Source organism: Marinomonas profundimaris (assembly GCF_000508165.1).
GTDB classification, from domain to species: Bacteria; Pseudomonadota; Gammaproteobacteria; order Pseudomonadales; family Marinomonadaceae; genus Marinomonas; species Marinomonas profundimaris.
In genome coordinates this window covers 1-12,748 of record NZ_AYOZ01000016.1, presented here as the reverse complement: position 1 = coordinate 12,748, position 12,748 = coordinate 1, and the positions used below count along the sequence as shown (strand labels likewise).

General features: G+C 47.4%; 11 protein-coding genes. 5 read left to right on the top strand and 6 right to left on the bottom strand.

Annotated elements, in window-relative coordinates; genetic code table 11:
• Positions 1-49 precede the first annotated feature (49 nt).
• Genes D104_RS37625 through D104_RS28565 form a run of 3 tightly spaced genes read right to left on the bottom strand, consistent with a single transcriptional unit; the run spans position 50 to position 2,648 of the window.
• Positions 50-184: a hypothetical protein gene (locus D104_RS37625; RefSeq protein WP_024024091.1), complete on the bottom strand. Its 135-nt coding sequence runs from the start codon at positions 182-184 to the stop codon at positions 50-52.
• Positions 184-1,197 carry a cytochrome d ubiquinol oxidase subunit II gene (gene cydB / locus D104_RS28570; RefSeq protein ID WP_024024090.1) on the bottom strand — a complete coding sequence of 338 codons (1,014 nt, stop codon included), beginning with the start codon at positions 1,195-1,197 and terminating at the stop codon, positions 184-186. The genes D104_RS37625 and cydB overlap by 1 nt, the downstream gene beginning before the upstream one ends.
• Complete coding sequence (locus tag D104_RS28565; RefSeq protein WP_024024089.1) at positions 1,194-2,648, bottom strand: cytochrome ubiquinol oxidase subunit I; 1,455 nt, start codon at positions 2,646-2,648, stop codon at positions 1,194-1,196. Before D104_RS28565 ends, cydB begins: the two co-directional genes overlap by 4 nt.
• Positions 2,649-3,009: 361 nt before the next feature.
• On the opposite strand from D104_RS28565, the gene D104_RS28560 reads away from it, so the two are divergent.
• Positions 3,010-4,926 carry a sensor histidine kinase gene (locus tag D104_RS28560; RefSeq protein WP_024024087.1) on the top strand — a complete coding sequence of 639 codons (1,917 nt, stop codon included), beginning with the start codon at positions 3,010-3,012 and terminating at the stop codon, positions 4,924-4,926.
• Positions 4,913-6,277: a sigma-54-dependent transcriptional regulator gene (locus D104_RS28555; RefSeq protein WP_024024086.1), complete on the top strand. Its 1,365-nt coding sequence runs from the start codon at positions 4,913-4,915 to the stop codon at positions 6,275-6,277. Before D104_RS28560 ends, D104_RS28555 begins: the two co-directional genes overlap by 14 nt.
• A gap of 63 nt (positions 6,278-6,340) precedes the next feature.
• Here D104_RS28555 and D104_RS28550 read toward each other — a convergent pair whose 3' ends face one another.
• The 3 genes from D104_RS28550 to xseA all read right to left on the bottom strand — a co-directional run bounded on the left by D104_RS28550 (position 6,341) and on the right by xseA (position 8,384).
• Entirely contained in the window at positions 6,341-6,595 is a 255-nt protein-coding gene (locus D104_RS28550) for a Txe/YoeB family addiction module toxin (RefSeq protein WP_024024085.1), read from the bottom strand.
• Positions 6,592-6,846, bottom strand: a complete 255-nt coding sequence (locus tag D104_RS28545) for a type II toxin-antitoxin system Phd/YefM family antitoxin (RefSeq protein WP_024024084.1) — start codon at positions 6,844-6,846, stop codon at positions 6,592-6,594. The genes D104_RS28550 and D104_RS28545 overlap by 4 nt, the downstream gene beginning before the upstream one ends.
• A gap of 182 nt (positions 6,847-7,028) precedes the next feature.
• A complete protein-coding gene (gene xseA / locus D104_RS28540; RefSeq protein ID WP_024024083.1) occupies positions 7,029-8,384 on the bottom strand; it encodes an exodeoxyribonuclease VII large subunit in 1,356 nt (451 codons plus the stop codon).
• 93 nt (positions 8,385-8,477) lie between these two features.
• Here xseA and guaB point away from each other — a divergent pair, with 93 nt between their 5' ends.
• The 3 genes from guaB (at position 8,478) to sfsA (ending at position 12,468) form a co-directional block, all read left to right on the top strand.
• Positions 8,478-9,944, top strand: coding sequence for an IMP dehydrogenase (guaB, locus tag D104_RS28535; RefSeq protein ID WP_024024082.1), 1,467 nt, complete (start codon positions 8,478-8,480; stop codon positions 9,942-9,944).
• 132 nt (positions 9,945-10,076) lie between these two features.
• Positions 10,077-11,654 carry a glutamine-hydrolyzing GMP synthase gene (gene guaA, locus D104_RS28530; protein WP_024024081.1) on the top strand — a complete coding sequence of 526 codons (1,578 nt, stop codon included), beginning with the start codon at positions 10,077-10,079 and terminating at the stop codon, positions 11,652-11,654.
• A gap of 97 nt (positions 11,655-11,751) precedes the next feature.
• Complete coding sequence (sfsA, locus tag D104_RS28525) at positions 11,752-12,468, top strand: DNA/RNA nuclease SfsA (RefSeq protein WP_024024080.1); 717 nt, start codon at positions 11,752-11,754, stop codon at positions 12,466-12,468.
• Positions 12,469-12,748 lie beyond the last annotated feature (280 nt).

The window sequence follows — 12,748 nt, the reverse complement described above, 5'->3', positions numbered from 1 at the left end:
CATTCAATCTAACTTGAGTGGGTGGCTTTTTTTGGAGCAAGACGAGCCGCTAAGGCAGCCCTGTCATCAATAGCTTAATGCCATACGATGCTGAGAATACGGCAACAAAACCCGCTAAATAAAGAAGCAAAAACCATTGCCATGACTTGAGTTTGGCCAGTTTAGCTTGAAGGCGTTTTAGCATCAGTAACCCTCCTGATAATCTTCCACTTTGCCAGCAAAGACGCGATAACCCCAAAAGGTGTAAGCGCAAATCAGCGGCACAAAAATACAAATGCCAGGTAAGAGGAAAAGTAAACTGCTGTCTGGTGACGCGGCGTCTATAAAGGTTAATTGTCTTGGGATCAGGTAAGGGAATAACCCGACAACCAGACCGGCAAAGCCGAGTAAAAAGAGCGTGGCGGCGCACCAAAAAGGTCGACCTTCGTGGTGGTTTTTACCCTCCGAATGACGGTGTAAGTCTCTCCACGCCAACACGGCGACAAGCAAGGTAATAATAGGCAAGGGCGACAGCCATAAAAAGTTGAAGCCAGAAAACCAGCGCTGACGAATGTCTACTTGGCTGGCTACTGTCCATAAACTCACAATGACCATGGCTAAAATAGTGATGAGCAAGAGCCGCTTTGCCAGTTTGGCCGAATGGGTTTGAATGCGTCCGCGACTTTTCATGAACAAGTAACACGCGGCCAATAGTGCATAACCGGCCATCACAGAAAAACCAGTGAGGATAGAAAATGGCGTGACCCAATGCAAGCTGGATAAACTGTCGACATCGGCCGGAACGCCCTGTACGAGCGAACCCAGCAGCATGCCTTGGCAAAATGCCGCGATCGCTGAACCCGCACTAAAGGCGACATCCCAATAAGGTCGAGATGTGTCGGATTTGAAACGATATTCAAACGCTACACCGCGAAAGATCAGCGCAAACAGCATCAACATAATGGGCAGATAAAAGGTTGAAGTAATGCCAGCGTAAGCGGCGGGAAACGCGGCAAATAACACCACTCCGCCAAACACCAACCAGGTTTCGTTGCCATCCCAAACGTGTGAAATAGAACGCATTAAGTGATCGCGTTCGCTATCTTGGTTAAACCAAGGGTAGAGAATGCCAATGCCAAGGTCGAAGCCATCCAGCAATACGTACATAAAAATGGCGAAACCTAAGACAAGGAAGTAGAAAAGAGCCAAATCCATCATTTATCTCCCTGTGTTTTGTTTTGTGATTCGTTAGCTGGTGATTCGTTCGTTTGCTGTTCTTTATGTTGCAATGTTTTCACCCAAGCCAACGCGTAACCGGGTGCTTTCATACCGATGAGTTGTTGCTCTAATGCTGTCATTGATGGAGGTCCTTTCTTAATCAACTTGCGCATGAAGTAGAGATAAACGCCGATCAGTAAACTGTAAATAATGACAAACATAATCAGAGTAAAGAGCACGCGCTCCGGCGGTAATGGCGAGACAATTTCAGTAGTACGCACCAAGTTGTAGACGATCCAAGGTTGTCGACCGATCTCGACCACGTACCAGCCAGCGAGCACGGCAATGACACCCATAGGGGTAAATAGTGCGACCAAAGCAAGGAAAGGTTTATTCTTGAACAAACGACCTTTGCGGCGTAATAGCAGAGCCAAAACAGCGATGCCCATCATGCCAAATCCAATACCCACCATGACACGGAAAGACCAAAACACCAGCGGCACATTGGGTCTGTCTTCTGGTGGTACGGCTTTCAAGCCTTGCACTGCGCCATCCCAAGAGTGCGTTAAGATCATACTGCCGAGATTGGGAATGCCGACTTCATAATCGTTTGATTCGGTTTTCATGTTTGGCATTGCGAACAACAGCAGCGGTACGTTTGCTTCTTCGGCTGGCCAAATACCTTCCATTGCGGCGAGTTTCGTTGGTTGATGTTCTCTGACGTTCAAACCGTGCATGTCACCGATCCACGCTTGCAGCGGCGTGAGTACCAAGGCGAACCACATGCACATGGACAAGCCTTTTTTTGCGAAAGGAATGTTCTTCTTTTTCAATAGGTAATACGCGCTAATGCCAGCGACCACGAAGGTTGCGGTAATCAACGATGCAACGACCATGTGAGTGAGACGGTAAGGCATTGAAGGATTGAAGATGACTTCCATCCAACTTTCGACTTCAAATTTGCCATTAATGATTTTGTAGCCAGTGGGGGTTTGCATCCAAGAGTTCGCCACAATAATCCAAAACGCAGAAATCCACGTACCGGTCATGACCACAAGGGTAGAGAAAAAATGCAGCTTACGACCGACGCGCTGCCAACCAAACAACATGACCCCCAAGAAGCCGGCCTCCATGAAAAAAGCGGTTAAGACTTCGTATGCCATCAATGGCCCAAGTACCGCGCCAGTGATTTCAGAAAACTTAGAAAAATTGGTGCCAAACTCATAAGACAGCACGATGCCAGAGACCACACCCATGCCGAAGGTGATGGCGAAAGGTTTGATCCAAAACTTAGCGAGTTGCAAATAGTAAGGGTTATGAGTTTTTAGCCACAAGCCTTCCCAAATTGCGATTAGCGTGGCCAAACCAATGGTGATACTGGGGAAGATGATATGAAAGCTCACCGTAAAAGCGAACTGGATACGAGATAAGATGGCGACGTCGAGGTCCATTTTAGTATTAACCTATTTAACAAAAGAAACGAATGAAAGGCATAAGTCGTAAACCATTAGGTGTTCTTTTTGGTTCTAATTGTGCGCATTTGCTGTAACGCCAAAGGAAATAATGCCAAGCCCACAATGCTAAAAAGTGCGATGATTTCAGTCATAAAAAAGCCAGTATTCATAATGCCTACTCCGTTAATAAGAAAAATATTGAGATAGATCAATAAAGTTACTTACCTAAGAGCAATCGCTAGGCCAAGTTTTCCATAAATTTATCTATTTGATTTTAAAGGAAAAATTTTTAATTTTGCGTGAGCCGTAAAAGAAGTTTACGATTCCCACACTTATTGGTGTTAACGAGGTTTACAGTTTGACGCTCTCATTACTGTTCGAAGTGGCCATGTTGGTTTCCAGCGTGTGTGGTTTTCTGGTGGCGGCTTGGCTGCTGTGGCGCGCTCGAAAACAAGGCGATCTACAGGCCTTGGCGGGTTTTGCCATCATGATGGCGATTTGGTGTTTTGGCCACGTTGTCTTGTTCCAAGGTTATGAGCGAATTGGGATTTACATTATTTTAGCGAACCCGCTGATGCCGACGTTTTTCCTGCATTTTGCCATTCGATTTGTAAATTCTGGCGCGGCGAAGGAGGTCATGCTTGATCGACTGCTGCAAGCCGTTCCGTGGTTTTACGTCACCAGTTTTGCTGTGGTATTGCAAAGCTGGTGGATGGGCGCGGGCGACGCCATTGGCACTTTAGACACGCGTTCTTTCTTCATTTTTACCGATGCAGGAACGTGGAATCTGGCGTATACCGTCTTGATCGGCATCTTGGCGCATGGTGTTTTGTTGTTCGGTTGGTATCGTCATTCGGGCAATAAAAAACGTTCGATTCTCGCCATGTTTGGTGTGGGCGCTTGGGGTTTGTTGTTAGCAACCAGCTTTGTGTTTCCTTCCTTTGGCATCAGCTGGTTTCCGTACCCAATGTTGTTGTTGCCGACGTATTTGTTGCTCTTGGTTTACGCCGTGGTGCGCTATCAAATTCTTTCCGTCAATGCCTTCGCCAACCGTGCTTTGCTTTGGGTGGCGATGATGTTGGTGATTCTGTGTTTGATTGCCGTGATCAGTGTGGTGTCTGGGCGCGTTGGTTTGCAGGCGCTGGCGGATGTTCCGAGCTGGCAATTGTGGCTGTATTCCCTGCTGATGTTAGTGATGTCAGCGTTAATTTATCAGCCGCTAAATCGACTTATTTCTCGCGTTATTTACCCTGGCGCGGTATTGAATGAAACCGTGCTGGAAGTGTGGTCGAGTCAGTTAAAAGAAGCGCAAGACTGGACACAGCTGATTGGCATTGGTGAGCGTTTACTGTCTTCTCAGGTTAGGCAAAACGTAGATATAAGATTTGATTCTGTTGATGAGACGCAGCAGGAAGACAATGGACAAACATTGGCACTGAGTGTGTTTCGATCCGAGTCGGGCTGGCGCTTTTTATTGATAGGCTGGAATGATGCGAGCCCAGGAATGAGGCTCACGGCGGAAGTGTTTGGCTCCTTGTTTTCCACAAGCTGTGGTTTGTTAGAACGTTCTTTGGCGCTGGCAGTGGCGGAACGAAAACGCCTAGATGAACAGCACCTTGTTGAGCTCGGCAGCTTGTCAGCGGCGATGGCGCATGAATTGCGTAATCCGCTCAATATTATCGCCATGGCGGCTTATGATTCGCCGCCAGAAACACGTCAGCATATTCAAACTCAACTGAAACGTGCGGATCGTTTGGTCAGCGACATGCTAGTGTATTCCGGTGGATTAACACTGCAAATCAGCACGACACCATTGCGTTCCTTGGTGAAGAGTATTGTGGCGCAAGCTCAGTTAGAAGGCATTTCCTGCGAGGTAAACATCCCCGAATCAATAGCACTAGAAGCCGACCCTCAGCGCCTTCAGCAAGTTTTTATCAACTTGATCGACAACGCCGTGGCGTTTTTACGTAATCAGCCGGACGGGAAGCTCTGCATTGAGGCGACAATGAACGCGGACGCCGTGGTGATTCTCGTACACAACAATGGGCCTGAAATCGATGACAGCCTACAAGGCGAGGTGTTGTTTCAGCCTTTCATGACCAAACGCGCGGGTGGCAGCGGTTTAGGGTTGGCCATTGTTCGCCGCATTATCGATGCACACGGCGGTCATATTCAACATCGTGCTGACACGGCTTGGCCGGTCACGTTCGAGCTTATCTTGCCTCAACATTCAGCGTATTCCCGCTTAGGAAACACTTCTCATGACACAAAATAAAATCCTCTTAGTGGACGACGAACCGGCGTTTCGTGAACTGGCGAGCCGCTGGTTGGCGAATCAAGATTATCACGTTAAAACGGCTGGAAGTTTGGAAGAGGCTAGAAAGATCATCGCGACGTTTGACGCGGATTTGGTGTTGTTGGATTTGTCCATGCCGCCGCACTTTGACCCGCAAGTGACTCTGGGTTCCATGGCAGACTTTGACGGTCGTCCGGTGATTATTATCACCGGACATGCGGATCGGGATTTGGCGCTAAAAGCGGTGGCGCTTGGCGCGTGGGACTTTATCGCCAAACCGATTGATCCCGAAATGCTCGCCGTTGTAGTACGTCGAGCGATTGCTAAAACCACGTTAGAGCGGGAGTTGAATCAGCTCAAGCAATCGACCAAGCCGCCAGAAGGCGCGGCGGCGTACATTGGCCATTCGACCAGTTCTCAAAAAGTACGTGCGCTGGTGGAACGCATCGCGCCAACCGACGTTCGCGTTTTGGTGACGGGGCCATCGGGCACAGGGAAAGAAGTGATTTCAAAAACGCTGCATGATTTGAGTCATCGCGCCGCGAAACCCTTTGTGTCCGTGCATTGTGGCGCGATTCCGGCGGACTTATTGGAAAGCGAGCTGTTTGGTTATGTAAAAGGTGCGTTTACTGGCGCAGAAAAAGACAAAGCCGGTTTATTGAGCTTGGCCGATGGCGGTACCTTGTTTCTCGATGAAATCGGCGAAATGCCGCTGGCGATGCAAGTCAAACTGTTGCGCGTATTACAAGAAGGAACCTTCTTTCCGGTCGGTGGACGAGAGCAAAAACACATCGATATTCGCGTCATCTCAGCCACGAACGCGGATTTACTGGAAAAAGTCCGTGCAGGCAGTTTTCGGGAAGATTTGTATTATCGAATCAAGGGCGTGAACATTGAAACGCAATCCCTTGCTGAACGCTTAGAAGACGTGCCCGTATTACTGCAGGCGTTTCTCTCGCGACTACAAAACCAGCAAGTCAAGAACCTACAACTGAGCGCTGAAGCCGTGCAATGGTTTCGTGATCAAAGCTGGCCCGGCAATGTTCGAGAATTGAAAAATGCCCTTGAAAGCGTCGCGTCTATTTGTCCTCAAGGTCAGATCACCCTGGACGACATTCAGCTGCTGTATCCCAATGTTCAGCGAACGAACCAAACGCAGAACCGTTATCCTGACACGGAAGAAACGCTGGATGAACAAGTGAAAGCACTTGAAATTCGACTGATTCATCACGCCTTAGAGAAAAGCCAAGGCAACCGAACCCAAGCCGCAAAACAGCTTGGTATTTCACGACAGGGATTGATTAAGAAAATAGAGCGATATGGGTTGTGAGTTGTTTTCGGTAATGAAGGTGATTCTCTTTACAGTTAAGGCAGCGCCTTTGATAACATGGTTTCAGTAATGATAACGACACTGAACAATATAGAGCGTATTTCCTTCAATGCTATAAACCAATCGGTGTTCCCTATCTATTCGTCTTGACCAATAGCCTGACCAGTTATGTTTTAAAGGCTCAGGATCGCCTAATCCTTCAAAAGGTTGGCGGGTCACATCTTTGATGAGAGTGTTGATCCGCTTCAGTGTTTTTTTATCTTTTTGTTGCCAATAAAGATAATCGCTCCATGCGTTCTCAGCCCAAGATAAAATCATTCCTCAATCAATTCCCTTATCTGTGTTTTACCAGCTTCCACTTCCGCAATGGCGTCATTTAAACGAGATGCATTTTTGGGGCTTGCCATAAGGTAAGCGGTTTCTTCATAAGCCTGAAAGTCTTCTAAGCTTATCAATACTGCTGGTTTCCCACCTTGGCGAGTGATAATCACGGGTTTGTGATCGTCGTTTACCTTGTCGAGCGTGCTGGCAAGGTTTGTTCTGAATGCTGAATAGCTTAACGTATCCATAATATACTCCTTAAAGTCAGTACTGATTATTGTACTTGTACTTATATTTGTACGCAATATTCATTGAGGTGCAAAATTCAGGGAGTGGTTAAAGAAACAAAAACACAGAGAGCAACTTCTCGCGCTGGCGCGTGGAGCAAACGTGTTTTGTTTCTTTTAGGCTAGCGGAAAACCGTGAGAGTTTATTGACTGATTGCTTTGGTCGTTTTTACGGTGCAGTTGATCTCGCCGTCTTGAACTCTGACTTTTATCGCGTCGCCTTTTTCTACGTCATCAATGGATCGAATGACTTGTTTGTCTTTTGAGACGATGGCGTAGCCGCGGGATAAAGTGTTTAGTGGGCTGACGAGGTTGAGCTTTTCGATGACTCGGGCGAAGGCGGTTTGTTTCTTCGCTAAGGTGTTGCTTAACGCGCGTGCAAGGCGAGTGTCAATGTCGATGAGTTTTTGTCTGTCTTGAACGATTCGTCGTGTGGGACTGTTTCTTTCCAGACGATGTATCAGATTGGCCGTTTGCGTTTGTTGTTCCGAGACTTTGCGCTGCATGCTGTGTTGTAAGCGGCGTTTTAATTGGTCTAGTTGCGTTTGTTGCTGCTCAATGCGTTCTCTTGGGTGACGAATGCGCTTGGTCATGAAGTCGAGCTGTTGCTGACTTTGTTCGAGAATGCGCGACATGCGACGAACCAGTTGTTTTTCTTGCTGCTCAATTTGTCGAAGCAGTTGGTTGCGATCTGGGCTGAGCAGTTCGGCGGCGGTGGTTGGTGTGGCGGCGCGAACGTCGGCAACGAAGTCGGTAATGGTGAAGTCGGTTTCATGACCAACCGCGGAAACAATCGGCGTTTTTGCATGAAAAACGGCGCGCGCTAGGGCTTCGTCGTTGAAACTCCATAAGTCTTCTAATGAGCCGCCACCACGACCCAGTACGATAGCATCGAAATGTCCGCTGTCATCGGCTCGTTGTAGTTGTCTCAGAATGTTTTTCGCGGCGTCTTGCCCTTGTACTAACGAAGGTAAGATTGTTAGTTCTGTTAAAGGAAAGCGTCTGCGGAAGGCGATGATCATGTCTCGAACGGCCGCGCCGATGGGCGAGGTGATGATGGCGACGCGTTCAGGTTTGGTTGGCAGTGGCTTTTTGTGTTTGGCGTCGAACAAACCTTCGAGTTGCAAGCTGGTTTTGAGCCGTTCAAACGCTTGTTGTAATGCGCCTTCACCGGCGGATTCCATGCTTTCGACGCTGAGTTGGCAATCGCCTCGTGGCCCGTAAAAAGTGACACGAGCGCGCAGTCGAACCATGTCGCCATCTTTCGGTCGAAAGCGTACCGCGCTGTTTTTGCCTTTGAACATGGCGCAGCGAATTTGAGCTTTGTCGTCTTTGAGGGAAAAATACCAATGTCCTGAGCCGGGTTTGGCCAGATTCGAAATTTCACCTTCGACTAAAATCCACGGTAAACTGGCTTCAAGTAACTGTTGTATTTGTCTATTTAGTTGCGAGACGCTGAACGCGGTTTCTTGTGGAGCGGACGTTGTAAAGTTTTTCATCAATCTCTCGTGGTTTTGATTTACCGAATGCAACTTAAGGAGTAGAATTACTTGCCATCTTAACACCCTTGTTGGCATTGGAAACTCCCCATTATGTTACGAATCGTGCAAGAAGCTTTAACGTTTGACGACGTATTGCTTATCCCCGGCTATTCCGAAGTTCTTCCTAAGGATGTTAGCCTCAAAACGAAAATCACTAAAGACATTGAGTTGAATATTCCACTTACGTCTTCGGCGATGGATACCGTTACTGAACATCGCATGGCGATTGCTTTGGCTCAAGAAGGTGGCATAGGCATTGTGCACAAAAACTTGACCATTGAAGAGCAAGCTCGTGAAGTGCGTCGTGTTAAAAAATACGAAAGCGGCATTGTTCGCGATCTTGTGACGATCAATCCTGAAGCCAGTATTCATGAATTGATGGCGTTGACGGCTACAAACAGCATTTCGAGTGTGCCTGTTGTTCAAGGTACGGATCTTGTTGGTATTGTGACAAGCCGTGATGTTCGCTTCGTAAAAGACTTTGACAAAAAAGTCTCTGACATTATGACACCAAAAGATCGCCTTGTTACGGCGCTTGAAGGTGCTTCATCTGGTTCTATCCGCAAGTTACTTCATGAAAATCGCATTGAAAAAGTGCTTATCGTAAACGAACAGTTCGAATTGCGTGGCATGGTAACCGTGACGGATTTCAATAAAGCAACGACTTTTCCGCATGCGTGCAAAGACGCTGAGGGTCGTTTGCGTGTTGGTGCGGCGGTTGGTACTGGCGCGGACACAGGCGATCGCGTTAAAGCATTATCTGATGCTGGCGTTGATGTGATTGTGGTTGATACAGCGCACGGCCATTCTAAAGGTGTTATCGATCGCGTTCGTTGGGTGAAAGAAAACTTTCCTCACATTCAGGTGATTGGTGGCAACATTGCGACAGCGGAAGCGGCGATTGCATTAGCAGACGCGGGCGCAGATGGCGTAAAAGTCGGTATCGGTCCTGGCTCCATCTGTACGACTCGTATTGTGGCTGGTGTGGGTGTTCCTCAAATCAGTGCGGTTGCAAATGTGGCTGAAGCGATGAATGCTCGTGGCATTCCGGTTATTGCGGATGGCGGTGTGCGTTTTTCTGGTGATATCAGTAAAGCGATTGCCGCTGGCGCGAGCGTTATCATGGTCGGCGGTTTGTTGGCAGGTACAGATGAAGCGCCGGGCGAAGTTGTTTTGTTCCAAGGTCGTTCATTTAAAGCTTACCGTGGTATGGGGTCGCTTGGTGCGATGTCTCAGTCTCAGGGTTCAAGCGACCGTTATTTCCAAGATTCAAGCAGCGTTGAGAAGCTTGTTCCTGAAGGTATTGAAGGCCGCGTGCCATCAAAAGGCCCAATGGCGGCGGTGGTTCATCAGTTGATGGGCGGCGTTCGCTCTTCAATGGGTTATACCGGCTCTGCTGATATTGAAACTATGCGTACTAAAACTCAGTTTTCTCAGATTACGGGTGCGGGTATGCGTGAAAGTCACGTCCATGATGTGACTATTACGAAAGAAGCGCCAAATTATCACGTGGGCTAACCGCGAGATAGCTTGACACTGAGATGGGGCGTATAACACGCCCCATCTTTATTTATTGCTCTTACTATTTATTGATTACTTCTACGTGAAAAGACTTCGTCCTTTTAAGTAGAGTGAAAGGAATGGCTAACAATGTCGCAAGATATCCACGCTCACAAAATTCTTATTCTTGATTTCGGTTCTCAGTACACTCAGCTGATTGCACGTCGTGTTCGTGAAATTGGTGTTTACTGTGAAGTTCGTGCTTTTGATATGGAAGATCAAGAAGTTATTGACTTCAATCCAAAAGGCATCATCTTGGCGGGTGGTCCTGAGTCTGTTCCTGAGCCGGGTTCGCCGCGCGCTCCAGAAGCGGTCTTTACATTGGGGGTGCCAGTGTTTGGTGTCTGTTACGGTATGCAAACCATGGCAGAACAATTGGGTGGCAAAGTCCAAGGTTCTGATGTGCGTGAGTTCGGTTACGCGCAAATCCGCAAGCACGATGGCCCTGCTTTGTTTGATGGTATTCAAGATCATGTCGCAAACAATGGTGTTTCTTCATTAGATGTGTGGATGAGTCACGGTGATAAAGTGGTAGAGATGCCAGCAGATTTCACCTTGATGGCATCGACAGAGAGTTGCCCTATTGCGGCAATGGCGAATGAAGCGAAACACTTCTACGGTGTTCAGTTTCACCCTGAAGTAACGCATACGCTACAGGGTGGCGCGATCTTAACGCGTTTCATTGTGGATATTTGTGGTTGTGATACGTTATGGACGCCAGCGAATATTGCCACTGATGCTATCGATAGAATGCGTGAGCAAGTGGGCAATAAGCAGGTTTTGTTAGCATTGTCTGGTGGCGTGGATTCTTCCGTAGTGGCGGCGTTGCTTCATAAAGCGATTGGCGATCAGTTGACGTGTGTTTTTGTTGATAATGGTTTGCTTCGTCTGGACGAAGGCGACCAAGTGATGAAAATGTTCGCGGATAACATGGGTGTAAAAGTGATCCGTGTTGATGCTGAAGATCTTTTCTTGGGGCGTTTGAAAGGCGAGGCGGATCCAGAGGCGAAGCGTAAGATTATTGGCAATAGCTTCATTGAAATTTTCGACGAAGAATCATCGAAGCTGAACGATATTGAATTCCTTGCTCAGGGTACGATTTATCCGGATGTAATCGAATCAGCGGCGTCTAAAACTGGTAAAGCGCACGTTATCAAATCTCACCACAATGTGGGCGGTTTGCCGGACGACATGAAAATGGAATTGGTTGAGCCACTGCGCGAATTGTTTAAAGATGAAGTGCGTAAACTAGGTGTAGCACTTGGGTTGCCGCACGGCATGGTTTATCGTCATCCGTTCCCAGGGCCTGGCCTTGGTGTTCGTATCTTGGGTGAAGTGAAAAAAGAGTATGCAGATATTCTTCGTCGTGCGGATGCTATCTTCATCGAAGAATTGCGTCGCTCTGGTTGGTATGACAAGACTAGCCAAGCGTTTGCTGTCTTCTTGCCAGTCAAATCTGTTGGCGTAGTGGGTGATGGTCGTCGTTATGAGTATGTTGTGGCGCTTCGTGCCGTTGAGACTATCGACTTTATGACGGCGCGTTGGGCTCATCTTCCTTACGAATTGCTAGAAACGGTTTCTGGTCGCATTATTAATGAGATTGAGCACATTTCTCGCGTGACTTACGATGTTTCGTCTAAGCCACCGGCGACGATTGAGTGGGAATAAGTTTCCCCCAATTGATGATCTAATGAAACGGCTCTCTTTATCATAAAGGGGGCCGTTTTTATTTGTATTGAATTCAACAAAATAGTGGAGCGTTGTGGTGAATTTTCCAACTCCTTTAATAGAAGGGACATTGATAAAGCGTTATAAGCGCTTTTTATCGGATATCCAGTTGCTGAGTGGAGAGGTGGTCGTTGCTCATTGCCCGAACACGGGATCGATGAAGCGCTGTCAGCAAGATGGTGCACGGGTTTGGTTGTCTGAGAGCGATAACCCGAAGCGCAAACTGGCTTACACGTGGGAATTGGTCGAAGTGGATGAAGTGTATTTAGCCTGCATTAATACGGGGTATCCGAATAAGTTGGTGGGTGAGGCTGTTGCCAATGGCGTGATAAAAGAGCTTTCGGGTTACGCCGAACAAAAAGCCGAAGTGAAGTACGGCGAAAAAAGTCGTATTGATTGGCTGCTAACGGGAGACGATGGGGGCAAATGTTATGTCGAGGTGAAAAACGTTACTTTATTAGAAGAAGACGGGCTTGGTTATTTCCCTGATGCGATAACAGAGCGCGGACGTAAGCATTTGTATGAGTTGGCAAAGATGGTGGAAGAGGGGCATCGTGCAGTTATGCTCTTTTGTGTGAGTCATACAGGTATTGATTCTGTTACCCCAGCGGCGCATGTTGATGAAAAGTATGCGAAAGCATTCGAAGAAGTTGTTGCTAGAGGGGTTGAGGTGTTGGCTTATCGTGTGGCCATTGACCTAAATGGGATGGCGATTTCGGCTCGCATTCCTGTGCTAATGCCCGTATTTGATTAGATAGTAGTCAGATATTGCGAGAGTTCCTCAAGAGTTGAAAGGCCGAGAAGAAAACGTTTCTTTCTCTATGCCGAAAGAACTTCGAATTATTGAACTCTAATCCAGAAAGCCTCTTTTGTATAAATAATTTAAATAATTGTAAAAAAGGGGTTGCACAAAATCTGTAGATCCTTAATATACGCCCTCGCTGACACGGACAACGCTTCACAACAACGAAGACGATGTTCAGGTTAACTTCTTACTGAAGTGAACCATATTTTGTTAGCACGCTCTTTAAAAT